Consider the following 26,627-nt stretch of genomic DNA (forward strand, 5'->3'; position numbering starts at 1 on the left):
CCCCACATCGTTCTCCGCGGACACCCGTCCCCTGCACGCGAGCGGCGCACGACGGATACCGGAAGAACGCACGGACGGTCACTCAGAGTTCCCGTCGGACACCGAGAGTTCTCACCCGACCGTCGGTCGTCGAGACGCTCGTCCGACAGTCTCGGGCGGACGTACGGCCGCCGCCGGACAAGACGGCCGTCCGACGCGATCGCGGCGGCTCGGCGTCAAGCGGGCTCGGGCACCCAGCCCGGCAGCGCCTCGACCTGCTGCTCCCAGGCCTTCGGAGGCGTCCCGGCCTCACTGGACGCCAGAATGCCGCCGACGATGGCGCAGGTGGTGTCCACGTCGCCGCCGACCTGCGCGGTCGTCCAGAACGCCGTCTCGTAGTCCCCGAGAGCGCGAGCGGCCGACCAGACCGCGAACGGGACGGTGTCGTGGGCCGACGTACGCCTTCCGCACCCCAGCACCGCGGCGACGGTGGCCGCGTCGGCGTAGTCGAGCATGTCCCTGGCGCGCCGCAGCCCGGCGCCGACGGCACTCTTCGGGACGAGGGCGATGACACCGTCCAGGAGCGCCTCGGCGCCGGGCGGGCCTCCAGGAGCGCCGGCCAGTGCGGCGGCCGCGGCCACGGCCATGGCCCCGACCACGGCCTCACGGTGCTGATGCGTGGGATAGGCGGAGATCTCGGCCTGATGGGTCGCCTGCTCGGGGTCGTCCGCGTACCAGGCCCCCAAGGGGGCGACACGCATCGCGGCGCCGTTGCCCCAGGACCCCTGCCCGTTGAACAGGGCGGCCGCCAGTTCACGCCAGTCGGCACCCTCCCGGACCAGCCTCAGCAGCCGGTTGACCGCGGGACCGTACCCCCGGTCGAAGTCGTGGTGCTGTGCGAAGGAGTGGGCCAGCGCGTCCTGGTCGATGCGGTGGTGGGCGGCCAGTACGGCGACGACGGAGCACGCCATCTCCGTGTCGTCGGTCCACTGCCAGGGCCCAGGCGGCAGCTCGCGGCGCTGGAGCGACGGATAGTTCACCGGCACGAAGAACTGTGAGCCCAGCGCGTCACCCACGGCGAGGCCGCGCAGGCTGGTCAGCGCGCGCTCGAGGCGCCGGTCGGGAGAGGAGTCAGCGGTCATCGCTCTGCCACTCTATCCGGTGATTCCGTACGGTTCCGGATCCCGCCAGCGCTTGAAGGGCCGGTCAAGCGTGTACTTGTCGTCGTCCCCGAGAACGAGCATCCGCATCTCGGCGTTCCCCGGATTGGCGAGCGACTCGAATTCCGCGACGGTCCAGTGGAACCAGCGCATGCAGAACAGGCGCATCGCCAGACCGTGGGTGACGAGGAGCACGTTCGGCGGGTGGTCGGGGGCTTCGAAGCTCCGGAAGAGGCTCTCCAGGAAGCCGCCGACCCGGTCGTAGACGTCGGCGCCGCTCTCGCCCTGCGCGAAACGGTAGAAGAAGTGCCCGTAGGCGTCCCGGTACGCCTTCTGCAGTCGTACGTCGTCGCAGTCCTGCCAGTTTCCCCAGTCCTGCTCACGCAGCCGGGGTTCCTCACGCACCCGTATGAGTTCCGGATCCAGGTGGAAAGCGCGCAGAGTCTCGTGCGTGCGCCGGTACGGGGAGACGTACACGCTGACCTCCTCGCGGCCGAACACCTCCCGGATGTTCTTTCCCGTCTCCTCCGCCTGTCGCCACCCTCGCTCGGTCAGGGCCAGGGCATGGTCGGGTTCACGCTCGTAGACGGTGTCATCAACATTGCCCGTTGACTCCCCGTGCCGGACAAGGACGATGCGCCGTGGTCGTGCCATGCCAAAACCCTAGATCGAGTGACGGCCGATCGAGCACTCGTAGGGCCTCCATACGGCGTAGGTCACACGAATCCCGCAACAGAAGGCACATAACAGTGCACGATCAACAAGGTTGCAGCGCGTCCGGTCTTCATACCGTCCAGGTCGACTCGAGCTCCACGATGTCACCGGTGAGTGAGGCGATGTCCGCCTCCGTCTGCGCGCGCAGCGCCAGCCGCTCCACGCGTTCGGTGCGGTACTTTCCGTGCTCGGCCTGCGAGCGCCACATCGAGAGCACCAGGAACTCAGGCCCCGGCGCCTCGGCGAACAGTCCCCGGATCATGCCCGGGGAGCCCGCCATGGCAGGGTTCCAGACCTTCTCCTGCATCAGGGTGAAGTGCTCGGCACGTTCCTCATGGACCCGGCACAGGGCCACCCGCAGCAGGTCGGAGTCGGTGAAGCGGGGCTCGAAGCCCGTCTTCACGTCGAAGCGGTAGTCGAACAGCCGTACCTGGACGTCCTTGAAAGTGCCCGACTGCGCCGCAGCCAGCCGGTCGTGGGAGCGCGCCATGAACGAGTCGTAGAAGGCGCGGCTCTCCCAGAACGTGAAGACATGCGCAACGGAGGGCCGCCCTCTGCTCCAGCCCCCGCCCTGCCCCCGGAATCCCGGCTCCCCCAGAAGCCCCGCCCACTTTCGCTGTCCCCGTTCGAAACCGCGGCGGTCCACCACGGTGCAGCGAATCCACTTGACCAGCACCGCGCCATGGTAAGGCCAGTCGGCGTGGCGTTGGTCACTCTCGTTCACGAAGCAGCGCTGCGAGGCCGCACGCGCGCGTGGCAGGATGGACAACCGGCCCTGATGGACGGCCCGTTCGGGGCAGTGTCAGACGGGGAAACGGGGAGGGGAATTCCGGTGAGCGGCCTGAACAAGGGAATCCGCAAGGTCGAGATGGCTCTGAAGTGGGATCCGAGTCCGTCGGGGCAGCCACCCACCGATCTGGACATCGTGGCCGCGACCTACCTGGCGAGCGATCCACACGGCGCGCCCGCCTATGTGGTGCACTTCGACAGTCGCTCTCCCGACGGCACGATCTACCTCAACCGGGACAGCAAGGACGGCAAGGGCTTCGGCTGGGACGAGGTGATGACGCTGGAACTCGACCGCCTGGACGCGCGTTACGCGCGCGTGGTCGTCGGCGTCGTCATCCAGCAGAGCCCGGCGCACCGGACCTTCGTCGATGTGCTCAACCCCGCCTTCCGGATACGGGAGGGCTACACCGTTCTGGACGAGGACGACTTCGCCGACGTCCTCGGTGCGACCGCGACGACGGTCGGGGAGTTCCAGCGCGAGTCGTCCGACGGATGGTCGTTCCACTCCGGCGTCCAGGGCTTCGACGACGACCCGGCGACGTTCACGAGGATCATGGGCCAGGTGCGCCGCTCCTGACATCGCGGAACGCGCCACCGACCGCTCGAGCTCGGTGGTGTCCCCGGACAGGACACGAGGGCGGTGGAGCCGAGAACCGGCTCCACCGCCCTCCGTCAGTTCATCGCGAACCGACCGTCACAGCCGGGATCAGCTGCAACCGCTGGTCGAACCGCAGCCCTCGCAGATGTAGCAGGAACCGGCCCGCTGCATCTTCGTCCCGCAGGAGAAGCACAGCGGCGCGTCGGCCTGGATGCCCAGCTGCATCTCCACCAGCTCGGCACTGGTGTGGGCCTGCTTCGGGGCGGGCTCCGCCACCTCGACGTCGGCCTTCGGGGCGGCGACGGCCTTCAGGTCCGTCTGGCGCGGGGCCGACTGGGCGAGCCCTTCGACGTCCACGTCCTCCTCCTCGAAGGTCGGCTCGTACGAACCGGTCTCCAGGTGGCGCTGACGCTCCTCGGCGGAGTGGATGCCGAGCGCGGAGCGCGTCTCGAAGGGCAGGAAGTCGAGCGCCAGGCGACGGAAGATGTAGTCGACGATCGACTGCGCCATCCGCACGTCCGGGTCGTCGGTCATGCCGGCCGGCTCGAAGCGCATGTTGGTGAACTTGGAGACGTACGTCTCGAGCGGCACGCCGTACTGGAGGCCGACGGAGACCGCGATGGAGAAGGCGTCCATCATTCCGGCGAGGGTCGAGCCCTGCTTCGACATCTTCAGGAAGACCTCGCCGAGACCGTCGTCCGGGTAGGAGTTGGCGGTCATGTAACCCTCTGCGCCACCGACCGTGAACGAGGTCGTGATGCCGGGGCGGCCCTTGGGCAGACGCTTGCGGACCGGGCGGTACTCGATGACCTTCTCGACCGCGGCGCGGATCGTCTCCTCGGCCTTCTCGGTGACCTCGGTCTTCTCCTTCTCCTTGGTCTTCGCGGAGAGGGGCTGGCCGACCTTGCAGTTGTCGCGGTAGATCGCGAGCGCCTTGACGCCGAGCTTCCAGGCCTCGAAGTAGATCTCCTCGACCTCCTCGACGGTGGCCGTCTCCGGCATGTTGACCGTCTTGGAGATGGCTCCGGAGATCCAGGGCTGGATCGCGGCCATCATGCGGACGTGGCCCATCGGAGAGATGGCGCGCTCGCCCATGGCGCAGTCGAACACCTCGTAGTGCTCCTGCTTGAGGCCGGGAGCGTCGATCACGTTGCCGTGGTCGGCGATGTGGGCGACGATCGCCTCGATCTGCTCCTCCTGGTAACCCAGGCGGCGCAGGGCCTGCGGGACGGTGCCGTTGACGATCTGCATCGAGCCGCCGCCGACCAGCTTCTTGAACTTGACCAGGGCGAGGTCGGGCTCGACGCCGGTGGTGTCGCAGGACATCGCCAGACCGATGGTGCCGGTCGGGGCGAGCACGGACGCCTGGGAGTTACGGAAACCGTTCTTCTCGCCGAGGCGCAGCACGTCCTGCCAGGCCTCCGTGGCGGCGGCCCAGACGGGGCTGTCCAGGTCGTCCATGCGGACGGCCGTCCCGTTGGCGTCGGAGTGCTGCTTCATGACGCGGTTGTGGGCGTCGGCGTTGCGGGCGTAGCCGTCGTACGGACCGACGACCGCGGCCAGCTCGGAGGAGCGGCGGTAGGCGGTGCCCGTCATGAGGGAGGTGATGGCACCGGCCAGGGAGCGGCCGCCGTCGGAGTCGTAGGCATGACCCGTGGCCATCAGCAGGGCGCCGAGGTTGGCGTAGCCGATGCCGAGCTGGCGGAACGCGCGCGTGTTCTCGCCGATCTTCTGGGTCGGGAAGTCCGCGAAGCAGATGGAGATGTCCATCGCGGTGATGACGAGCTCGACGACCTTCTGGAAGCGGTCGGCCTCGAAGGACTGGTGTCCCTGCCCGTCGTCCTTGAGGAACTTCATCAGGTTCAGCGAGGCGAGGTTGCAGGACGTGTTGTCCAGGTGCATGTACTCGCTGCACGGGTTCGACGCGGTGATCCGGCCGGACTCGGGGCAGGTGTGCCAGTTGTTGATCACACCGTCGTACTGGATGCCCGGGTCGGCGCAGGCCCACGCGGCCTCGGCGAGCTTGCGGAACAGCGCCTTGGCGTCGACCTTCTCGATGACCTCGCCGGTCATGCGGGCGCGCAGGCCGAACTCGGTGCCGTTCTCGACGGCCGTCATGAACTCGTCGTTCACGCGGACGCTGTTGTTGGCGTTCTGGTACTGGACGGACGTGATGTCGTCGCCACCCAGGTCCATGTCGAAGCCCGCGTCGCGCAGGGCGCGGATCTTCTCCTCTTCCTTCACCTTGGTCGCGATGAAGTCCTCGACGTCCGGGTGGTCCACGTCCAGGACGACCATCTTGGCGGCGCGACGGGTGGCGCCACCGGACTTGATGGTGCCGGCGGACGCGTCGGCGCCACGCATGAAGGAGACGGGACCGGAGGCGTTGCCACCAGAGGAGAGCAGCTCCTTGGAGGAACGGATGCGGGAGAGGTTCAGGCCGGCGCCGGAGCCGCCCTTGAAGATCATGCCCTCTTCCTTGTACCAGTCGAGGATCGACTCCATGGAGTCGTCGACGGCCAGGATGAAGCAGGCGGAGACCTGCTGGGGCTGCGGAGTGCCGACGTTGAACCAGACGGGGCTGTTGAAGCTGAAGATCTGGTGCAGGAGGGCGTACGCCAGCTCGTGCTCGAAGATTTCCGCGTCGGCGGGCGAGGCGAAGTACTTGTAGTCCTCGCCGGCCTTCCGGTACGTCTTCACGATGCGGTCGATCAGCTGCCTGAGGCCGGTCTCGCGCTGCGGGGTGCCGACGGCGCCCCGGAAGTACTTGCTGGTGACGATGTTGACCGCGTTCACCGACCAGAAGTCGGGGAACTCGACGCCACGCTGCTCGAAATTGATCGAGCCGTCGCGCCAGTTGGTCATGACGACGTCACGACGCTCCCAGGCCACCTCGTCATAGGGGTGCACGCCGGGGGTCGTGTGGATGCGCTCGATACGCAGGCCCTTGGTGGTCTTGGCACCCTTGGCACGGGTACCTCGCGCCGGACCGCTCGCCGTCTCTGTCATGCCGCCTCCCTCTACGGGCGAAAACGCCCGAAAATGCCACGCTGTTCCCATGGCACGCTGTTCTGTCTTGTGCTGTGGGCACCACGCGCTACCGCCCACAACAGGTCTTGGTCCGCCGCCGCCCGGCCGCCCCCGGGCTGGAAATCCCGGTTTCGGCCCGCCGGTCAGTCGGCGGCGTGGGCGGGCTCGGGAACCTGAACGGTCTCTCCGGGCCCGCCTTCGTCTTCCCGGCTCCCCGCGGCAGCCGCCGCGCCACTCTCGCGGTCTTCGTCGTCCGCGGCGGGGTGTGCCGTCTCGTTCCTGAGTTCCGTGATGGCCGCCTCGAAGTCCTCGAGCGAGTCGAACGCCCGGTAGACGGAGGCGAACCGCAGATACGCGACGAGGTCGAGCTCCTGCAACGGGCCGAGTATGGCCAGCCCCACGTCATGGGTGGTCAACTCGGCGCTTCCGGTGGCACGCACCGCCTCCTCGACCCGCTGACCGAGCTGGGCCAGCGCGTCCTCGGTGACAGGCCGTCCCTGACATGCCTTGCGCACGCCGTTGATGACCTTCGTACGGCTGAACGGCTCGGTGACTCCGGACCGCTTCACCACCATGAGCGAACACGTCTCCACGGTCGTGAAACGACGGGAGCAGTCAGGGCACTGGCGACGCCTTCGGATCGACGTGCCGTCGTCCGTCGTACGGCTGTCGACGACACGGCTGTCGGGGTGCCTACAGAAGGGGCAGTGCATGAACTCCAACCCTCCTCACAGCAGACTCAATGGCCTCGCCGGGCCCCATGGGCCCCTCGAAGCAGCCCCAAGCATAGGGGATCCAAGAGCATCCGAAGACACCAGGGACCACAACTTCTGGGCTGCTGGTGCAATCCAACCACTACATATGGGGGCTTGGCTCATAGACCCAGGCCGTATCGCGTGTCGCGCCCGACAGGTTCACCGCACGCGTTTCCGTGGTCACGCCGAGCACCCGGAATCCACCCGCATCACGCGCGCGTGCACCCTTATCGCGGACCGGATACGGCGATAGCGTGGGCGCCGCAGGGAGGAGGGGTGGGGCTCTCGCGGAGAGCCGGGCCGGCTCCGGCGGGACGCGGCGCCGGATGGCAGACTGGGGCCGCACCTCACAAGGTCATCCGTCTCGGTGGCGAAGAGTACGACCACGAGCCCTTCCCCCGCCGGGCAGCGCGTCAGCCATACACCCAGATACATGATCAAGTCAGGCTATCCTCGCTTTTTCACTCGAACGTGTGTTTGGCGCAACCTTTCGAAAGCCACTACCGTTGTCCAGCAGGGAGACAACCGAGAGGGGCCGACGTGACCACCACCGCAGACAGCGCCACCATCACTGCCCAGGACCGCTCCCAGGGCCGACTCGAGCCGGTGCATGCGATGAACGAAGCCATGAATCCCGAGGCACACAAGCGCTCCTTGCCTGGCCGACCGCCAGGCATCCGCGCCGACAGCTCGGGACTCACCGACCGGCAGCGCCGAGTGATCGAGGTCATCAGGGACTCCGTACAGCGGCGCGGCTACCCGCCGTCCATGCGGGAGATCGGTCAGGCGGTCGGCCTGTCGAGCACGTCCTCGGTCGCCCACCAGCTGATGGCCCTTGAGCGCAAGGGCTTCCTGCGCCGCGACCCCCATCGGCCGCGCGCCTACGAGGTGCGCGGCTCCGACCAGGCTGCCTCCGTGCAGCCCACGGACACCGCCGGGAAGCCCGCCGCGTCGTACGTCCCGCTGGTCGGCCGCATCGCCGCCGGTGGCCCCATCCTCGCCGAGGAATCGGTCGAGGACGTCTTCCCTCTGCCCAGGCAGTTGGTGGGTGACGGTGAGCTGTTCGTGCTCAAGGTCGTCGGTGACTCGATGATCGAAGCCGCGATCTGCGACGGCGACTGGGTCACCGTCCGCCGCCAGCCCGTCGCCGAGAACGGCGACATCGTGGCGGCGATGCTGGAGGGCGAGGCCACCGTCAAGCGTTTCAAGCGCGAGGACGGGCATGTGTGGCTCCTCCCGCACAACGCGGCGTACGAGCCGATCCCGGGTGACGACGCGACCATCCTCGGCAAGGTGGTGGCCGTACTCCGCCGCGTCTGAGCACGGTGGTGGACAGGCCTCTCTGGTCCACCCCCTGAACTGGGCCCCGGAATCCCTGCGCCGGTTCCGGGGCCCTGCGCTGCGCCGATGGTCCATGACGAAGGGGTTGTCCCGAATCCGGGACAACCCCTTCGTCTCACTGCGCCGCCGCCCGTCTCACTCCGCCTCCGCCTGCTTGGCAAGCGCATCGATCGCAGCGAGCGACCTGCGGACCTGTTCACGGTCGGTGGTGTACCAGAAGTCCGGCAGGGACGCCTTCAGATAGCTGCCGTAACGGGCCGTCGCCAGCCGCTGATCCAGCACGGCCACCACTCCACGGTCTCCCGACGCACGGACGAGGCGGCCAGCGCCCTGGGCCATCAGCAGTGCCGCATGGGTGGCGGCGACGGCCATGAAGCCGTTGCCGCCGGCGTCCTCCACGGCCTTCTGGCGCGCGCTCATCAGCGGGTCGTCAGGACGCGGGAACGGGATCTTGTCCATGACCACCAGCTGGCAACTGGCACCTGGCACATCGACGCCCTGCCAGAGCGACAGCGTGCCGAAGAGGCAGGTCTTCGGGTCCGCCGCGAAGTTCTTGATCAGCTCGCCGAGTGTCTCCTCCCCTTGGAGGAGGATCGGGAACTCGGGAACACGCGTGCGCAGTTCCTCGGCGGCGAGCTGCGCGGCCCGCATCGAGGAGAACAGGCCGAGCGTGCGCCCTCCGGCCGCCTGGATCAGTTCCGTCAGCTCGTCCAGCATGTCGCCGCGGTCGCCGTCCCGCGCGGGACGTGACAGGTGCTTGGCCACGTAGAGGATGCCCTGCTTGGGGTAATCGAAGGGCGAGCCCACGTCGATGCCCTTCCACTGCGGCACGTCCTCGCCCTCCGTGCCCTCCGGAGCCAGCCCCATGGAGGCACCCACACCGTTGAAGTCCCCGCCCAGCTTCAGGGTCGCCGATGCCAGGGTCACGGAGCGGTCCGCGAAGAGCTTCTCCCGCAGCAGACCCGACACGGACATCGGCGCGACACGCAACGATGCACCGAACCGGTCGTGCCGCTCGTACCAGACGACGTCCCACTCGGAGCCGTTGACGATCCGCTCCGCCACGTCGTGCACGGACTCCACGGACGCAAGGGCCTGCTTGCGGACCGCGTCCTCGTCCTGGACCGACTTGTCACGGGTCGCGCCGATGCCCGAGATGACGGTCCGCGCGGCGTCGCGCAGCGCCATGAGCGCGTACCCGAGGTCTTCCGGGATCTCCTCCAGGCGGCCGGGCAGCGCCAGCTCCATGAGCCGCTCGAAGCCCTCGGCGGCCGTCTGTAGCTGGTCGGCCGCCTTCTCGTTGACCAGCTTCGCCGCCCGGCGTACGGCCCGGTTGACCTGGCCGGGAGTCAGCTCGCCGGTGGCCACACCCGTGACCCGCGAGACCAGCTCGTGCGCCTCGTCGACGATCAGCACCTCGTGCTGCGGAAGGACCGGCGCACCCTCGATGGCGTCGATGGCGAGCAGCGCGTGGTTGGTGACGACGACCTCGGCGAGCTTGGCCCGCTCGCGTGCCATCTCCGCGAAGCACTCGGCGCCGTAGGCGCACTTCGTGGCTCCCAGACACTCCCGGGAAGACACCGACACCTGGGCCCAGGCCCGGTCGGAGACACCGGGTGTGAGGTCGTCCCGGTCACCGGTCTCGGTCTCGTCCGACCAGTCCCGCAGCCGGAGCAGGTCCTGGCCCAGCTTGCTGGTGGGTGCGGCCGCCTCGAACTGGTCGAAGAGGCCCTCCTCCTCGTCCTGCGGAACTCCTTCGTGCAGCCGGTGCAGGCAGAGGTAGTTCGACCTGCCCTTGAGCATGGCGAATTCCGGGCGGCGGCGCAGCAGCGGATGCAGCGCGTCGACCGTACGGGGCAGGTCCCGCTCGACGAGCTGGCGCTGCAGGGCCAGCGTGGCGGTCGCCACCACGACCCGCTCTCCGTGCGCGAGGGCGGGCACGAGGTAGCCGAGCGACTTACCGGTGCCGGTGCCGGCCTGGACCAGCAGATGGGAGCCGTCGTCGATCGCCTCGGCGACGGCTTCGGCCATGGTCACCTGGCCGGGGCGCTCGGTGCCGCCGACAGCGGTGACAGCGGCGTGCAGGAGTTCGGGGAGTGAGGGCTTCGTCATAGCGCGACCACCCTACGACTCGGCACTGACAAACGGGTGGTCAAGGCGGACAGGAGGGAGGGCATCAAGGCTGTGGGTTCCTCGGTGGCGGTGGGGAAGCCCGGCTTCGGCGGGAACCGATTCGACACGCGGGGCGTTCCGTCTGTGACGGCGCGATCACACAGTGTCATGTCAGATCACGCAGGGCCCGGTCCCGGACCATGAGAGCGGCCCGCTTGGTGGGCAGGTCGACCTCGGCGAAGAACCGGAAACCGGCGTTCAGGAAGGTGGTGACGGACGCAATGTTGCGAAGGTCGGGTTCGGCGACGACACGGGCACAGGCGGGCCTCCTGTCGAGGACGAGGTCGGCGACGGCTGTGAGCAGACGACTGCCCAGCCCTCGCCCGCGGTCGGTGACACACCCGATGAGGAGGTGGATCCCGGTGTCATGGGCAAGGGCCGGGTAGTGGCGCGCAAGCGGGTCGAGGTCGGCTCGATAGATCTCCCAGTAACTCATCGGCCGGCCCGCCAGCACCCCGAGGCAGGGGACGCTGCGTCCGTCGGCGAACTGGCGGCGCAGGTGTCGCCGCGTCACGGACTCGGGACCCGACAGTTCCCAGAACGCCGCGACCGCGGGGTCGTTCATCCACCGGCCGACGAGGGGGAGGTCGCGCTCCATCTGCACGGGGACGAGGCGGAACACACCTGCCGGAGTGGCGGTGGGCCCCCAGTCGCCGACGCGGTCGAGCAGGTCGGAGACGGCGGGATGGGTACGGCGGCTGTCGGTGGCTGTCTCGGCGGGAGGCACGACGGGTCCTCTCAGCGGGTCGGGTGGGACGGGCCCTCGGGGAGGCGGAAGGAGGCGGGGGCAGGTGCGGCGAGGGATCAGGAGTACAGGGGGTTGGTGATGGTGACGTACACGGACTGGGTGGCCACGGGGCCGACGAGTTCGTCGAGCCCCTGCAACCGGGTCAGCAGGTTGGCCTTGCAGCGCAGCCGGGGCGAGTCGAGCAGCCGGGCGGCCACCGAACCTCGCAGTCGGCGGGGGTCCGAGGCGGCGTCGGCGAGAAAGCGCCGGAAGGCGGCGAGCAGGAGTCGCTCGTCGGCGAGCCGCTGGGAGCCGAACGCGCCGATGAGACCGAGCACGTTGTTGATCCCCAGGTAGTAGGCGAAGCGCTCGTCGGCGACGTCGTCGGACACGAAGGTGTCGCTGTGCTCGCCGATGCCGGGCAACCGGGCTTCCAGTTCCGTGCGGCCGGACTCGCGGAAGTAGTAGCCCTGGTTGTCGCGGTAGCGGCCGCCGGCGGGCCAGCCGTCGGGGTCGAGGAGGAGAAGCGTGTTCTGCTGATGCGCCTCCAGGGCGACCCCCGCCTCACCGTCGAGCCAGAGGACCGGACGGACGACCTGCTCCAGGTAGCGCAGGAACCACTCGGCGGAGACTGCCTCCAGCGGCCGGCCCGTCCGTGCGGAGAGGCGTGTGACGAGCGCGGCCAGCCGGGAGCGGTGGCCGCACTCCCAGTCCGGCCGGGGCCCGACGAGTCCGGCGACGCAGGACACGTCGTCCGCCGGTGCGAACGGGTTGTGGCGGACCATCACATCGAGGCCCGGCAAGGGGAGGCCGTCGCGATCGTCGACCGCGAGCCAGGCAGGATCGCGGACGATGTCGAAGCCGGGATGGGCAGCCTGCCACTGTCTGGCCAGGCCCGTGCGCAGAAGCCGGTGGACCTCGACCCCGCGGCGGAGCTCTTTGCGGAGGTTCTCACGGAGGGAGTTGGTGATGCGCAGCCCCAGCGACAGTTTGAGCATCGCGGGGGCGCCGGACCGGTGGAGGGTACGCACGGAGGAGGTCGGATGCCACGAAGGACCAAGAGAGCCCAGGTCCCGGAGGAGTCCGGCGTCGAAGAGGGTCTCGACCTCGGGACGGTGCCGCGCCTCGCGCAGTTGCCAAGGGTGCACCGGCAGGGCGGCGAACCCGTCCGGCAACGGCAGCGGGACGCCGGCGAGACGGGCCGTCAAGCGGGCGGCGGGGACAGGTCGGCCGCCTTCGGTCCAGGCGGATTCGGTGGCGACGACGGAAGGAGCGACAGCCAGCCAGCGAAGGGGGAAGGAGCCACGCGACTCCGGTGAGTAGAGGCGCGCTTCGCCGTCCGACATGCCTTCGCGCCCCTTCGGCGTCGGGTGCAGCGGATGTCCGAGCAGCAACGCCTGTTCGGCCGCCAGGAACAGATCGGGTGAATCGGTCCGGTTCTCCCTGCGCTCGCTGATGAACGCCGCGGTACGGCGGACGGAGTCGGCGACGCGTGCGACGAGGTCGGTGCCTTCGGCGCCCTCTGGGCCGCTCGCGGAGGTGAGGCAGCCCGTCGGGCCGGGGTCGAGGGCTCGCTCGACCGGGAAGGCGTCGGCGCTGTCCTCCGTCATGGCGTCGACGGACGTCTCGGACAGGTGACTGTCCCGAGGGGTCTCGCGGACCAGGAGAGCCGCGACCGTGATCGCGTCCACGGCCGGGGACTGCTCGGGTGCGCCGGCCAGGCGTGGGAGGCCGAAGCGGTGCCAGCCGGTCGGCGACCAGTAGTGGACGGGGGCGAGCAGGGTGATGCCGCTGGCGGGCAGCGGCACGCGCAGGACACCGTCATGGGGCGCGGGCAGGCCCGCCTCGCGCACCCAGCAGCGCAGCAGGTTCTCCACGGCCGCGGCTTGGGCGGCCCTATGGGGATCCGGGTGGTTCAGGAGATCGGCGGCGGTGCCGCGCGGTGGTTCGACGTGAACGGCGTCTCCCGGTCGGCGGGGGTCGGCGGACTCGAGGCGGGACAGGTCGGAGGAGGTGGTCAAGGTGGTTCCTCGTGAAGGGGAGGGGTCGGCCGGGAGCAGCCGGTGGGGCGCGGACCGCTCGCTCTCGGGCCGCATGGGTGTCGCACCCCGGCGGCGAGGGCGGCACCGGTTTCGATGGCGTGCGCGTTCGCACGGGTACGCAGGCGGCTGCCCGGGGTCACCGCGCCCGGTCGGCACTGTCGCCCCGGCGCTGGTCAAGCCCGGGCAGCCGGCTCCGGCTCTGGGGCTGATGCCGATGTGGCTGCTGATCGTTCGGCCGGTCCTTGGTCCCGCGGTCCGCACCGGGAAGGTGGCTGCGGGAGACCGCCGCCATCGCGTCCGCCAGTCGGTCGAGTACCGCGGCGGCCTGTTCGTCGCTGATCGTCAGGGGCGGAAGCAGTCGTACGACGCTGGAGTGGCGTCCGCCGAGTTCGACGATCAGGCCCCGCCGCAGACACTCCCGTCGGACGGCGGCGGCCAACGCGGGGGCGGCCGGGGGCGGGGCCTGCCCGAGGGCCGAAGGCGCCGGACCGAGGGGCAGGGACTCGAAGGCCGGGCCACCGTGGGCCAAGGCGCCGGACCCGTGCGCGGCATGTGCGTCGCGCTGCGGGGCACAGGGCCCGCCGGTCCGGCTCGTCACCTCCGGGTCCACCATCTCGACCCCGATCATGAGCCCGCGTCCCCGCACGTCTCCCATGCACGGGAAGTCCTGGGCGAGACCGCGCAGCCGACCGAGCATGCGCTCTCCGAGGACGGCCGCCCGTTCGGCGAGGCCGTTCTCGCGGACGTAGGCGAGGGTGGCCGCTCCGGCTGCCATGGCGAGTTGGTTGCCCCGGAACGTGCCCGCGTGCGCTCCGGGCTGCCACACGTCGAGGGCGTCACGGTAGACGACGACGGCGAGCGGCAGACTGCCTCCGATGGCCTTGGACAGGACCATCACATCGGGAACGACCCCGCTGTGCTCCACCGCCCAGAAGGCACCGGTGCGACCCACGCCGGTCTGGACCTCGTCGGCGATCAGCGGAATCGAGCGCTCGGCGGTGATCTGCCGCATACGGCGCATCCAGGCGTCCGGCGCGGGGATGACACCGCCCTCGCCCTGCACCGGTTCGAGGATCATCCCGGCGGGGGTCCTCACCCCCGACTTGGGATCGTCGAGGACGGACTCGGTCCAGCGCGCGGCGAGTTCGGCACCGGGCTCGCCGCCGACGCCGAACGGACAGCGGTAGTCGTGCGGATAGGGCAGCCGAGCCACCCGCACGTCGGAGGCGCCCCCGGAGGCCTCGAGGGAACCTGCGGTCATCCCGTGGTAGGCGCCGGTGAAGGCCAGCACACCGGTGCGGCCGGTGGCGGCCCGGACCAGCTTGAGGGCGGCCTCCACGGCGTCCGTACCCGCCGGTCCGCAGAACTGCACGCGCGCGTGGTCGGCGAGACCGGGCGGCAGGGTGCGGAACAGTTCGGTGACGAAGGCGTCCTTGACGGGAGTTGCGAGGTCGAGGACGTGCAGAGGCGCCCCCGAGTCGAGGACCTTGCGGATGGCCTCCAGAACCACGGGGTGGTTGTGGCCGAGCGCGAGGGTGCCGGCGCCGGAGAGACAGTCGAGGTAACGGCGGCCGTCCGCGCCCTCGATGGTCAGCCCGCGTGCCCGGACCGGCACGATCGGCAGGGAACGCGCGTACGTGCGGGCCGACGACTCACGAGCCGACTGGCGTCGGAGGATCCCCTCGTGCACGGTCATGGCGCCCGTCCGGCTCCCCGCGTCGGCATCGCCGGCGACAAGGACTCCCGCGACGGGGCTTGTGCCTGCGGGTGCTTCGCGGGGAGGGGTTGCGGTGGCACACCCCGAGGGCGCGTCCTCGGGCACTGGCTCGACAGCCGCCACGGCTCCCCCTGTCCTCCGCCGGTCGGGGTTGCGGACACACAGCAGCCCCCTCGCTACCAACAGCGGACTGCCGTGCCGGTTACGGGTCGTCATGATCGATCATGTGTGGCACTCCCCTCACGAAACCGGCCCTCGTCCGGCCCTACCGGCCGTCTGTGGCGGAACAGTTGCCATTCCGTCGGGAGTCCCCGACCGTGACCGCATATCGTGTGGTGGCATCACACACGGCCGTGAGACCCGCTTGAACTCGGGGTGAGATCACCATGAGTTCCTCTGTGCGGGCCGGCCTGTGCCTCAAGTTCGTTGACAGCAGGGGGAGTCAGACCATGCGATCCATACGGCCGTCGTTCACCGTCCGTCGGGGGAGGAACGCGCGCCGCAGAACCTCCCCCGTCCTGGGCGCCATGGCCCTCGCTTCGGTGCTCGCACTCACGGCGACCGCCTGTGATTCGGGCGACACCGATGCGAACAGTCAGGCCAGCGCGACGGCGTCGACCGGCGGCGACGGCAAGATCGTGATCCCGGACGACATCAAGGACAGGCTCAAAGAGCACGGGATCGACCTCGACAAGTGGAAGAACGGCGCCTGGAAGAACTGGGACAGGGACGACTGGCTGCGCGAGGCGCAGGACTACGTCAACCCGATCATCAAGGGGCTGTGGGACCCGGACCGGATGCGGGAGGCCGACGACCCGGACCGCAGCGTCGACGAGAACGACCTCTCCGGCGACCAGGGCGTGACCGATCCGACGCCGCAGGCGGTGGACGCCAAGGCCGTCCCGCCCTCGTACCACGCGAATGCCGCCGAGGCGGGCAAGGTGTTCTTCGACTCCCCCGAGGGCACGATGGTCTGCTCGGCGACGGTGGTGAAGGACCCGGCTCACCCCGGGAAGTCAAACCTGGTGTGGACGGCGGGCCACTGCGTGCACGCCGGCAAGGGGGGCGGTTGGTACCGCAACATCGCGTTCGTCCCGTCGTACAACGACTCGGGCAAGTCGGCCGAGCAGCTGGAGACCGCGACCAAGGAGGAGGCTGCTCCGTACGGCGTGTGGTGGGGCGACTGGACGAAGACCTCCGACCAGTGGATCGCGCAGGGCGGGCAGACAGGCGGTGACGGCGCCTCGTACGACTACGCCGTCATCCATGTGACGCCGGAGGAGGGCGGTTCGGGCAAGTCCCTCGAGGAGACGGTCGGTTCGGCGCTCCCCGTGGACTTCAACGCGCCGGCCGTGCCGAAGGTGAGCAGCATCACCGCGACCGGCTACCCGGCGGCGGCACCGTACGACGGGCAGAAGCTCTACCAGTGCAAGGACAAGCCGGGGCGGTTCTCGCTCAGCTCCTCGGACCCGACGATGTACCGCATCGGCTGCACGATGACCGGCGGTTCGTCCGGCGGGGGCTGGGTCGCGACGGGGTCCGGCGGTAAGCCGGCGCTGGTGTCCAACACCTCGATCGGCCCGGTGAACGCGGGTTGGCTCGCGGGACCGCGCCTGGGTGCGGTGGCCAAGGGCGTGTACGACTCGGTGAGCGACAAGTTCGCCGGTCAGTAGCCTGATCGGCGGTGGGGTGTCTGACGGGAACCTTCACCGTCCCACCGCCGTTCGTCCCGAACTCCAGGGGCATAGTGGGGTGTTGTCCGTACTCGATCACCACGCGGACACGACTGCCCATATGTCAGGCCCATGACATTTCCCATGGCGTCGGCCTACCGGATCGCATCACTGCTCGGCGATCCATGCGCTTCAACGGGGGACATCGCACCATGCTTTCCACACGTACACCCACCGCGCACCCGCACGGCCGACGGCGGTTCGTGCTCGCGGTCGCGTCCACCGCCCTGGCTCTGACGGCGACCGCCTGCGACGGCTCCGACGCCACCGGGGCCGACGCCGCCGCCTCCCGGACCGCTTCGGCCTCCGCCTCCGCCTCCGGTGACAGCAAGGGCCACATCCCCGCCGGTGTCGCCGACAAACTCAGGAAGCACGGCGTCGACGTCGGCAAGTGGGCCGACGGCGGCTGGCGGGAGTGGGACCGGGACAAGTGGCTCAGCGCGGCCGAGGACTTCGTGAACCCGGTGATCGAGGGGCTGTGGAAGCCCGAGCGGATGCGGTCGGCGAAGGAGGCCGACAAGACCGTCACCACGAAGGACGCCACCGCCGGCCAGGGCCGGGGCGTCAGCGACCCGGATCCGACGGCTGTGGAGGCCGAGGCCGAGAAGACGCCGTACCACGAGAACGCCGCCCCGGTCGGCAAGGTCTTCTTCGACTCGCCCGAGGGGACCATGGTCTGCTCCGGCACGGTCGTCAAGGACGTGAACCACCCGGGCAGGTCCAACCTCGTGTGGACGGCCGGGCACTGCGTGCACGCCGGTGACGGCGGTGGCTGGTACCGCAACCTCGTCTTCGTCCCGGCTTACAACGACCTCGGCAAGAGCGAGGCACAGCTCGGCGACGCCACGACAGCGGAGATCGCCCCCTACGGCAACTGGTGGGCCGACTGGGCGTCGACGTCGGACGAGTGGATCGCCGGCGGGTCGGCGACGGGAGGCGCGGGCGCCCCGTACGACTACGCGGTGCTGCACGTGACTCCGGAGCAGGGCTCCAGGTCGCTGGAGGAAACCGTCGGCGCGGCACTCGACGTGGACTTCTCCGCGCCGTCCGCGACGGAGGTCGCCGCGATGGGCGCCTGGGGCTACCCGGCGGCACCGCCCTACAACGGGCTGAAGATGTTCAAGTGCATCGACCGGCCCGGGCGGTTCTCCCTCGGTTCGGCACTGCCGACGATGTACCGCATCGGCTGCACGATGACCGGCGGTTCGTCCGGCGGAGGCTGGTTCCGGGTGGTGGGCGGGAAGACCGAACTGGTCTCCAACACCTCGATCGGCCCGGCCGACAACAGCTGGCTGGCGGGACCCCGGCTCGGTCCGGAGGCCAAGGCCCTCTACCAGAGGATGAGCAGGACGTACGGCGGCCGATGAGCCGCACACGCGCGGAAGGCCCGCCCCCTGCGGCAAGCAGGAGACGGGCCTTCCATGCGTTCAGCGGACCGCGACAGCTCAGGCGAGCGGAGCCGGTACGTACGGCGCGAGGTCCGCCGCCAGCTCTTCGTGCACCCGCACCTTGAGCAGCGTGCCCTCCGCCGTGTGCTCCGCGGAGATCACCTCGCCCTCGGTGTGGGCGCGGGCGACCAGGCCGCCGTGCGTGTACGGCACGAGTGCCTCCACCTCGACCGACGGTCGCGGCAGCTCGTTGTCGATCAGCGCGAGCAGTTCGTCGATGCCCTGGCCGGTGCGGGCCGAGACCGCGATGGAGCGCTTCTCGATCCGCATGAGCCGCTGGAGCGTCAGCGGGTCGGCTGCGTCAGCCTTGTTGATCACGACGATCTCCGGCACGCCGGTGGCGCCGACGTCCCGGACCACCTCGCGGACGGCGGCCAGCTGCTCCTCCGGGTCGGGGTGGGAACCGTCCACGACGTGCAGGATCAGGTCGGCCTCGCCGACCTCTTCCATGGTGGAGCGGAACGCCTCGACCAGGTGGTGGGGCAGGTGCCGGACGAAGCCGACCGTGTCCGCCAGCGTGTACAGCCGGCCGCTCGGGGTCTCCGCCCGGCGCACGGTCGGGTCCAGGGTCGCGAACAGGGCGTTCTCGACCAGGACTCCCGCGCCCGTGAGCCGGTTGAGCAGGGACGACTTTCCGGCGTTGGTGTAGCCCGCGATGGCGACGGACGGCACCCTGTGGCGCTTGCGCTCCTGACGCTTGATCTCGCGGCCGGTCTTCATCTCCGCGATCTCCCGGCGCATCTTCGCCATCTTCTCGCGGATCCGGCGCCGGTCCGTCTCGATCTTGGTCTCACCGGGGCCTCGAGTGGCGAGTCCGCCGCCCTTGCCGCCGCCCATCTGACGGGACAGCGACTGACCCCAGCCTCGCAGCCTCGGCAGCATGTACTGCATCTGCGCGAGCGCGACCTGCGCCTTGCCCTCCCGGGACTTGGCGTGCTGGGCGAAGATGTCCAGGATCAGGGCCGTGCGGTCGATGACCTTGACCTTGACGACGTCCTCGAGGTGGATGAGCTGGCCCGGGCTGAGCTCACCGTCGCAGATGACGGTGTCCGCGCCCGTTTCCAGCACGATGTCGCGCAGCTCCTCGGCCTTGCCGGAGCCGATGTAGGTCGCCGCGTCGGGCTTGTCCCGGCGCTGGATCACGCCGTCGAGCACCAGAGCGCCCGCCGTCTCCGCGAGGGCGGCCAGCTCCGCGAGGGAGTTGTCCGCGTCCTGTGCGGTCCCGGTGGTCCAGACGCCGACGAGCACGACCCGCTCCAGACGGAGCTGCCGGTACTCGACCTCGGTGACGTCCTCGAGCTCGGTGGAGAGACCCGCCACACGGCGCAGGGCCGCGCGCTCGGAGCGGTCGAACTGGTCGCCGTCCCGGTCTCCGTCGATCTCGTGGCTCCAGGCGACGTCCTCTTCCATCAGGGCATCGGCCCGGAGACCGTCGGGGTAGGCGTGCGCAACGCGCTGGTCCTGGGAAGGGGAAGAAGAGGAGGTCATTGGGTCCTTACGTCGTGGGATGCCGGTACGGCTGCCTTCATGGAGGACAACGCACGAGTACCCCGGGAGATTCCCGTGTCCCGTGCGGCGCCGACCCGTCGATGGTCGCACGGTACGGCCCGTCTCGTCACGGCCTTATTTCTTGACCCGCCGGGCCTGCGGGGCGACCTTCGGCGCGGCCTTCGGTTCCCCCTTCCTGACCGGTGGCGCCTGCTTCCAGTCCGGGTGGCCGGGCATCGGCGGGGTCTTCTCGCCGTACAGCCAGTCCTTGAAGAACCGGGCCAGATCGCGCCCGGAGATCTCCTGGGCGAGGCGCTCGAAGTCGGCCGTGGTCGCCGTGGCGTCCCGGTGGTTGTGCACCCACGCCCGCTCCAGGTGCTCGAACGCGGTCCGCCCGATCTCCTCGCGCAGGGCGTAGAGGACGAGGGCCGCGCCGTCGTACACGTTGGGCCGGAAGATGCTGATCTTCTGCCCGGGGTTGGGGGCCTTGGGCAACGCCGGCGGGCCTCCCGCGGCGCGCCAGCGGTCCGAGGCGCCGTACGCCGCCTTCATGCGCGCCTCCAGGGTGTGCCCGGACTTCTCGTCGGCGTACAGCGCCTCGTACCAGGTGGCGTGTCCCTCGTTGAGCCACAGGTCGGACCAGGTGCGCGGGCTGACGCTGTCGCCGAACCACTGGTGGGACAGCTCGTGCACCATGATCGACTCGACGTACCACTTGGGGTAGCCGGGCTCGGTGAAGAGGTCCCGCTCGAAGAGGGAGAGGGTCTGCGTCTCCAGTTCGAAGCCGGTCGAGGCCTCGGCCATGAGCAGGCCGTACGTCTCGAAGGGGTAGGGGCCGACCTTGTTCTCCATCCAGGCGATCTGGTCGGGGGTCTTCTTCAACCAGGGTTCGAGCAGTTCGCGGTCCTTGGTGGGCACGACGTCGCGTACGGGCAGGGCGTGCGGCCCCTCGCGGTGCACGACCGTGGAACGGCCGATGGACACCTGGGCGAGTTCGGTGGCCATGGGGTGCTGGGTGCGGTAGGTCCACGTGGTCGACTCGCCCGCCCGGTCGACCCCGGTCGGCAGCCCGCCCGCGACGGCCGTGTAGCCGTTGGGGGCGGTGATCCGGATGGTGAACATCGCCTTGTCGGACGGGTGGTCGTTGCACGGGAAGACCAGGTGCGCGGCGTCCGCCTGGTTGGCCATGGCGAGGCCGTCCGCGGTCTGCACCCAGCCGCCGTCCCGGCCGTCGGTGCTCACGGGATCGCTGGTGTGCCGCACGGTGATCCGCATCCAGCTGCCCACGGGCAGCGCCTTCCCCGGGGTGATCACGAGATCGTCTTCGACGCTGGAGAAGGCCGCGGGCGCGCCGTCGACCTCGACCGACTCGACCTCGCCGTGGGCGAAGTCGAGGTTGATCCGGTCCAGGGCGGTGGTGGTCCAGGCGTCGATGGTGGTGACCGCCTGGAGCGGCTTGGTGTTGGAACCGGGATAGGTGAGGGCCAGGTCGTACGAGGCGACGTCGTACCCGGGGTTGCCCAGGTACGGGAAGAGGCGGTCGCCGACACCGAGGGGCGTCGCCGGGGCGCTCGCCGCGACGAGGCAGACCGAGACGGCCGAGGCGAGGAGTGCGGATTTCAGCCGGGCGCGAGGGGTGAGCAGCATGGACCACCGCTACCAGCGCGCCCCTCTGCCGCGTCGGCGACGCGCGACCGGCCCACCCGAACGGGTTGCGCACGCGCGTGTGGGTGACGCCCGGGAGCACGGCGGCGGCCCCGGCGTCCACGCGCGTGTGGTCACCCGCTCGTGGTCACCTGCTCGTGGTCACCGGCGCGGCTCGCCCCGCGTGCGTGGGCGGCGGTCACGCCGGCTTCGGGGAGGCCGGGGCGTGATGCTGCGCGCGTCCGACGTCGTAGACCCCCGGTACGTTCCGCATGGCGCGCATGAGGGTGGGCAGGTGGCCGGCGTCCGGGAGCTGCACGGTGTAGGTGTGGCGTACCCGCTGCTGGGTCGGTGGCTCGACCGTCGCGGAGACGATCTCAGCGCCTTCCAGTGCCATCGCCTCAGTGAGGTCGGCGAGCAGGTGGGGGCGGCCGAACGATTCGGCGACCAGGGTGACCCGGCATCCCGTGGTGTCGCCCCAGCGCACGTCGACCTCCTCGCGCCCGGCGTTCGCCATGCGTTCCACGGCGGCGCACTCGACGCGGTGAACGGTCACCACTCCCCCGCGTACCGCGAAGCCGGTGACCTCGTCGAGGGGCACGGGCGTGCAGCACCCGGCGAGGCGGACGCTCGCGTCGGGCCGGTCGGCGACGGTGATCGCGGCGCCGGGCCGCGGGCCGGGCGCGCCCGTCGTGGACGGCTCGGCTGCGGACCGTGCGGTCTCCTCGGCGGCCTTGGCCGCGCCGGGGTCCTCCGCAGGGCCGGGTCCCTCGTGCTCGGCCGGGGCGGGGTGCGTCGCCAGCCACCGCTGGATCGCGATGCGGGCTGCGGGCGTGTGGGCGTGCTCCAGCCACTCCCTGGAGGGCTCCGAGGCGGGATCCTGTCCCATCAGGAGCTGGACGGTGTCGCCGTCGCGCAGGGCGGTGCTGAGGGTCGCAAGACGGCCGTTCACCCGGGCGCCGATGCAGGCGTGGGCGTCCTCGCCGTACTGCGCGTACGCGGCGTCGACGCAGGTGGCCCCGTCGGGCAGGCCGAGCGTGCCGCCGTCGGGGCGGAAGACGGTGATCTCGCGGTCCTGGGCGAGGTCCTCGCGCAGGGTCGACCAGAAGGTGTCCGGGTCCGGCGCGGCTTCCTGCCAGTCCAGGAGGCGGGAGAGCCAGCCGGGCCGGGTGGGGTCGACGCGCTCCTCGTCGGCCGCGGTTCTCCCGCGTGTCTGCTCCTCCGGGGGCCCTGTGTAGGGATTGCCGAGGGCGATGACGCCGGCCTCGGCGACCTTGTGCATCTGGTGCGTGCGGATGAGGACTTCGGCGACCTGGCCGTCCTCGCGGGCGACGGCGGTGTGCAGCGACTGGTACAGGTTGAACTTGGGGACGGCGATGAAGTCCTTGAACTCCGAGACGACCGGCGTCATACAGGTGTGCAGTTCGCCGAGGACGGCGTAGCAGTCCGCGTCCTCGTTCACGAGCACCAGCAGACGGCCGAAGTCGGCGCCGCGCATCCGGCCGCGCTTGCGGGACGCGCGGTGCACGGACACGAAGTGCCTCGGCCGGATGAGGACTTCGGCCTGGATGTCGGCATCGCGCAGGACCGTGCGCATCGCCTCCGCGAACTCCGCCAGGGGGTCGTCCGCGCGGGAGGCGTTGTCGACGATCATTTCGCGGGTGTGCTTGTACTCCTCGGGGTGGAGGATCGCGAAGACGAGGTCCTCCAGTTCGGTCTTGAGTGCCTGGACGCCGAGACGTTCGGCGAGCGGGATGAGGACGTCACGCGTGACCTTGGCGATGCGTTCCTGTTTCTCGAGGCGCATCACGCCGAGGGTGCGCATGTTGTGCAGCCGGTCGGCGAGTTTGATCGACATCACGCGCACGTCGTTGCCGGTGGCTACGAGCATCTTGCGGAAGGTCTCGGGCTCGGCCGCCGCGCCGTAGTCGACCTTCTCCAGCTTGGTGACGCCGTCGACGAGATAGCGCACCTCGGCGCCGAACTCCTCGCCGACCTGGTCGAGGGTCACATCGGTGTCCTCGACCGTGTCGTGCAGCAGCGAGGCGGTCAACGCCGTCGTCTCGGCGCCGAGTTCGGCGAGGATCAGCGTCACGGCGAGCGGGTGGGTGATGTACGGCTCGCCGCTCTTGCGCATCTGGCCGCGGTGCGAGGACTCGGCGAGCACATACGCCCGGTGCAGCGGTTCCAGGTCGGCGTCGGGGTGGTGGGCGCGATGGGCCTCGACCACGTGGCCGATGGCGTCGGGCAGCCGGCCCCGGGAGGCCGGACCGAGCAGTGCGGCCCGGCCCAGGCGACGCAGGTCGATCCGGGGACGACTGCGCCTGCGGGGCGCTGAAGGCACTACCGGGCCTGGGGTCGCGGGGTTCGTGGCCTCCGCACTCATGGGCACCTCCGGCTGCGTGGACCGGCGGACGGGGTGTCCCAAGGCGGACACGGCTCAGGGGACTGGCGGACGATTCCCCGTCCGGGCCGGTGCTTGATGCTACCGAGCCCATCACGCGTGACTGACCGCCTCTCGCCGAGCGTGAAACGGATCACCCATTCGAGCGAAGGATCGGGGGTTTACGATTTTGAGACGCCCGAGCCGAAGCCGATCGTGCATCCGAACCCACGACTGGCTCCCGAGGCGCGCTCCTTGGCAGTACCAGGCCGCTCCCGCCTCCGATGCCAAGCCCCGGGCGCATCAGCGGACGACTGTTTCCAGCCACTCGGATTCGATCTCACCTGTGGCGACGATCACTGCCGGCCCGGTCATCTCGATCTCGCCGTCGGGCCGCTCGGTGATGACCAGGCGTCCACCGGGCACGTCCACGACGTAGGTCGCCGGCAGTCCGGTCACCGCGGGGTCGGCGTCGTCCCGGCGCGCCGCGGCCACGGCCACGGCGCACGCGCCCGTGCCGCACGAACGGGTCTCGCCCGACCCCCGCTCGTGCACGCGCAGGGCGACGTGCCGCGGGCCCCGGTCCACGACGAACTCGACGTTGACCCCGTCCGGGTAGGCCGAGGCGGGCCCGACCGGCGGCGGCGTGAAGAGGTCGCCCGCGTGTGCCAGGTCGGCCACGAAGGCGACCGCGTGCGGATTGCCCATGTTCACGTTGCGCGCGGGCCAGCTGCGCTCGCCGACGCTGACCGTGACCTCCCCTTCGGGCAGGCGGGCACGGCCCATGCCGACGGTGACGTCACCCTCCTTGGCGAGGTGCACCCTCTTCACGCCCCCGCGCGTGGCGACCGCGAGGTCCCCCTCGGTGACGAGTCCGGCGTGCTGGAGATAGCGCGCGAAGACGCGGACGCCGTTGCCGCACATCTCCGCGACGGAGCCGTCGCCGTTGCGGTAGTCCATGAACCATTCCGCCTCGGCCGCCATGTCCTTCGCCTCGGGGTGAGCGGCGGACCGCACGACGTGCAGCAGGCCGTCGCCGCCGATGCCCGCGCGGCGGTCGCACAGGGCGGCGACGGCGGCCGGGGAAAGGTCGACGGCGTTCTCCGGGTCCGGGACGATCACAAAGTCGTTCTCGGTGCCGTGCCCCTTGAGAAAGGCGATCCGCGTGCTCATTCCTCGATCGTACGGGGTGGGTACGACACCTCGTCCCCGAGCCCGCGTCGCCGGTGAGCACGCGCGCGTGCGGCTCAGCGCAGCCGGGCGACCCGCCACACGGCCAGGGCCACCACCGCGGCGACCATCACGACGTACGCGAGAACGACCCGCCAGTCGGGACGGCGTCCGGAGCCGCGCTGCGGCAGACCGGGCCAGGTGTGACCGACGCGGCGCGCGGCCGTCATCCCCCACCCGGCCGCACAGAAGCAGATCAGCAGCCCGAGCATGGCGATCATGGCGCCGCTGTCCCCGAAGTCGAAGGCGAGCGGGAACGCGAACATCAGGGAGCCGACCGAGGCCAGCGCCACGATGGGTGCGAGCTGCCAGATCCGGAGCCGACGCTGCGGGCGCAGTTCGACCTCGACCTCCGGGCCGCTCGCGAACATCTCCTCGGGCTCGGGGCCGTCGTCGCTCACGCCGCCCCGGGTGTCGTCGACGTCCGGACCGTCGGGGCTCAGACCGCTCTCCTCGGCCTCCGGTTCACCACGCCCGGTGGTGAGGTGCTCGGTGCCTTCTGCGGTGTCGCGAGGGCCGGCCTCCATCGCCACGCGCCCTCCCAACTCGGACTCCACTTGGTCGATCGAAGCTCGATGATGGCACGCCGTCGGATGCCCGGATGACGGCCTGGGCGTCCCGATGCCATGACGTGATCAGGCTGTGACCGGTCGCTCCACCAATGCCAGCGCGAGCTCCGGAAGTTCTGTGAGGTCGGCAGCGGCCCCACTCAACCAGTGCACCCGCGGATCGCGCCTGAACCACGAATCCTGGCGGCGCGCGAAGCGCTTGGTGGCACGCACCGTCTCGGCGCGCGCCTCGTCCTGTGTGCACTCGCCGGCCAGGGCCGCGAGGACCTGCTGGTAGCCGAGCGCGCGAGCGGCCGTGCGCCCCTCGCGCAGGCCCCGCGCCTCCAGCGCGCGGACCTCGTCCACGAGCCCCGCGTCCCACATCCGGTCGACGCGGCGGGCGATGCGCTCGTCGAGTTCGGGGCGCGCCACGTCGACCCCGATCTGGACGGTGTCGTAGACCGAGTCGTGACCGGGCAGATTGGCGGTGAAGGGCTTTCCGGTGATCTCGATCACCTCGAGGGCCCGGACGATACGGCGGCCGTTGCTCGGCAGGATCGCCTGCGCGGCCTCGGGGTCGGCGGCGGCCAGCCGGGCGTGCAGCGCGCCCGGACCGCGCAGCGTGAGTTCGTCCTCCAGTCGGGCTCGGATCTCCGGGTCGGTACCGGGGAACTCCAGGTTGTCGACGGCACCGCGGACGTACAGCCCGGAGCCGCCGACGAGAACCGGCCAACGGCCCTCGGCGAGCAGGGCGTCGATCCGTTCGCGGGCCAGCCGCTGGTACTCGGCGACGGAAGCGGTCTCCGTGACGTCCCAGACGTCCAGAAGGTGGTGGGGGACTCCACCGCGCTCCTCGGGCGTCAGCTTGGCGGTGCCGATGTCCATCCCTCGGTAGAGCTGCATGGAGTCGGCGTTGACGACCTCGCCGCCGAGCCGCTGGGCCAGGAAGACGCCCAGATCGGACTTTCCGGCCGCGGTCGGTCCGACGACGGCGATGACGTGGGGGGCGGGGGGTGCGCTGCTCACGGGACCAGTCTCGCAAACCCCGGCCGCCGCCCTCGAACGAGTTACGTGACGACGCCGATCCGGCCTCGTTGGCCGTTGGAAGATTCCCGTCACCCTTCGTGGG

The 26,627-nt window shown here is 70.2% G+C and carries 19 protein-coding genes; 4 read left to right on the forward strand and 15 right to left on the reverse strand.

Going from position 1 to position 26,627, the window contains the following annotated elements:
- Positions 1-215 precede the first annotated feature (215 nt).
- The 3 genes from OHS71_RS11705 to OHS71_RS11715 form a co-directional block, all read right to left on the reverse strand.
- Complete coding sequence (locus OHS71_RS11705; protein ID WP_328479328.1) at positions 216-1,121, reverse strand: ADP-ribosylglycohydrolase family protein; 906 nt, start codon at positions 1,119-1,121, stop codon at positions 216-218.
- A 12-nt stretch (positions 1,122-1,133) separates the two neighbouring features.
- A complete protein-coding gene (locus OHS71_RS11710; protein WP_328479329.1) occupies positions 1,134-1,793 on the reverse strand; it encodes a histidine phosphatase family protein in 660 nt (219 codons plus the stop codon).
- A gap of 130 nt (positions 1,794-1,923) precedes the next feature.
- Positions 1,924-2,529 (reverse strand): YdbC family protein, encoded by a 606-nt coding sequence (locus OHS71_RS11715; RefSeq protein WP_328479330.1) that lies wholly within the window; start codon positions 2,527-2,529, stop codon positions 1,924-1,926.
- 156 nt (positions 2,530-2,685) lie between these two features.
- Between OHS71_RS11715 and OHS71_RS11720 the strand changes: the two genes are divergently transcribed.
- Positions 2,686-3,219, forward strand: coding sequence for a TerD family protein (locus OHS71_RS11720; RefSeq protein WP_328479331.1), 534 nt, complete (start codon positions 2,686-2,688; stop codon positions 3,217-3,219).
- A gap of 129 nt (positions 3,220-3,348) precedes the next feature.
- On the opposite strand, the gene OHS71_RS11725 is transcribed toward OHS71_RS11720, so the two are convergent.
- Both OHS71_RS11725 and nrdR read right to left on the reverse strand, forming a co-directional pair.
- Positions 3,349-6,249 carry a vitamin B12-dependent ribonucleotide reductase gene (locus OHS71_RS11725; RefSeq protein WP_328479332.1) on the reverse strand — a complete coding sequence of 967 codons (2,901 nt, stop codon included), beginning with the start codon at positions 6,247-6,249 and terminating at the stop codon, positions 3,349-3,351.
- Between the two features lie 164 nt (positions 6,250-6,413).
- The gene (gene nrdR, locus OHS71_RS11730) at positions 6,414-6,983 is read right to left on the reverse strand and encodes a transcriptional regulator NrdR (RefSeq protein WP_328479333.1); all 570 of its coding nucleotides are present in this window, start codon (positions 6,981-6,983) and stop codon (positions 6,414-6,416) included.
- 582 nt (positions 6,984-7,565) lie between these two features.
- On the opposite strand from nrdR, the gene lexA reads away from it, so the two are divergent.
- Complete coding sequence (gene lexA / locus OHS71_RS11735; RefSeq protein WP_328479334.1) at positions 7,566-8,345, forward strand: transcriptional repressor LexA; 780 nt, start codon at positions 7,566-7,568, stop codon at positions 8,343-8,345.
- Positions 8,346-8,501: 156 nt separating this feature from the next.
- On the opposite strand, the gene OHS71_RS11740 is transcribed toward lexA, so the two are convergent.
- From OHS71_RS11740 to OHS71_RS11755, 4 genes are all read right to left on the reverse strand, one after another.
- Positions 8,502-10,478, reverse strand: coding sequence for an ATP-dependent DNA helicase (locus OHS71_RS11740; protein WP_328479335.1), 1,977 nt, complete (start codon positions 10,476-10,478; stop codon positions 8,502-8,504).
- Positions 10,479-10,644: 166 nt separating this feature from the next.
- A complete protein-coding gene (locus OHS71_RS11745) occupies positions 10,645-11,346 on the reverse strand; it encodes a GNAT family N-acetyltransferase (RefSeq protein ID WP_443047162.1) in 702 nt (233 codons plus the stop codon).
- Positions 11,343-13,286 (reverse strand): IucA/IucC family protein, encoded by a 1,944-nt coding sequence (locus OHS71_RS11750; RefSeq protein WP_443046908.1) that lies wholly within the window; start codon positions 13,284-13,286, stop codon positions 11,343-11,345. Before OHS71_RS11750 ends, OHS71_RS11745 begins: the two co-directional genes overlap by 4 nt.
- Before the next feature lie 157 nt (positions 13,287-13,443).
- On the reverse strand, positions 13,444-15,003 hold the full coding sequence (locus OHS71_RS11755; RefSeq protein ID WP_328479337.1) for a diaminobutyrate--2-oxoglutarate transaminase family protein: 1,560 nt from the start codon (positions 15,001-15,003) through the stop codon (positions 13,444-13,446).
- Positions 15,004-15,473: 470 nt separating this feature from the next.
- On the opposite strand from OHS71_RS11755, the gene OHS71_RS11760 reads away from it, so the two are divergent.
- A complete protein-coding gene (locus OHS71_RS11760; protein ID WP_328479338.1) occupies positions 15,474-16,697 on the forward strand; it encodes a trypsin-like serine peptidase in 1,224 nt (407 codons plus the stop codon).
- Positions 16,698-16,909: 212 nt separating this feature from the next.
- Positions 16,910-18,124 (forward strand): trypsin-like serine peptidase, encoded by a 1,215-nt coding sequence (locus OHS71_RS11765; RefSeq protein ID WP_328479339.1) that lies wholly within the window; start codon positions 16,910-16,912, stop codon positions 18,122-18,124.
- Positions 18,125-18,202: 78 nt separating this feature from the next.
- On the opposite strand, the gene hflX is transcribed toward OHS71_RS11765, so the two are convergent.
- The 6 genes from hflX to miaA form a co-directional block, all read right to left on the reverse strand.
- Positions 18,203-19,693, reverse strand: a complete 1,491-nt coding sequence (gene hflX, locus OHS71_RS11770; protein ID WP_328479340.1) for a GTPase HflX — start codon at positions 19,691-19,693, stop codon at positions 18,203-18,205.
- Between the two features lie 135 nt (positions 19,694-19,828).
- Entirely contained in the window at positions 19,829-21,340 is a 1,512-nt protein-coding gene (locus OHS71_RS11775; RefSeq protein WP_328479341.1) for a M1 family metallopeptidase, read from the reverse strand.
- Positions 21,341-21,536: 196 nt separating this feature from the next.
- Positions 21,537-23,723 (reverse strand): RelA/SpoT family protein, encoded by a 2,187-nt coding sequence (locus OHS71_RS11780; protein WP_328479342.1) that lies wholly within the window; start codon positions 23,721-23,723, stop codon positions 21,537-21,539.
- Positions 23,724-24,023: 300 nt separating this feature from the next.
- On the reverse strand, positions 24,024-24,893 hold the full coding sequence (gene dapF / locus OHS71_RS11785) for a diaminopimelate epimerase (protein WP_328479343.1): 870 nt from the start codon (positions 24,891-24,893) through the stop codon (positions 24,024-24,026).
- Positions 24,894-24,967: 74 nt separating this feature from the next.
- Positions 24,968-25,477 (reverse strand): hypothetical protein, encoded by a 510-nt coding sequence (locus tag OHS71_RS11790; protein WP_328484477.1) that lies wholly within the window; start codon positions 25,475-25,477, stop codon positions 24,968-24,970.
- A 108-nt stretch (positions 25,478-25,585) separates the two neighbouring features.
- The gene (gene miaA, locus OHS71_RS11795) at positions 25,586-26,524 is read right to left on the reverse strand and encodes a tRNA (adenosine(37)-N6)-dimethylallyltransferase MiaA (protein WP_328479344.1); all 939 of its coding nucleotides are present in this window, start codon (positions 26,522-26,524) and stop codon (positions 25,586-25,588) included.
- Between the last annotated feature and the right edge of the window lie 103 nt (positions 26,525-26,627).

The organism is Streptomyces sp. NBC_00377 (assembly GCF_036075115.1).
GTDB lineage: Bacteria > Actinomycetota > Actinomycetes > Streptomycetales > Streptomycetaceae > Streptomyces.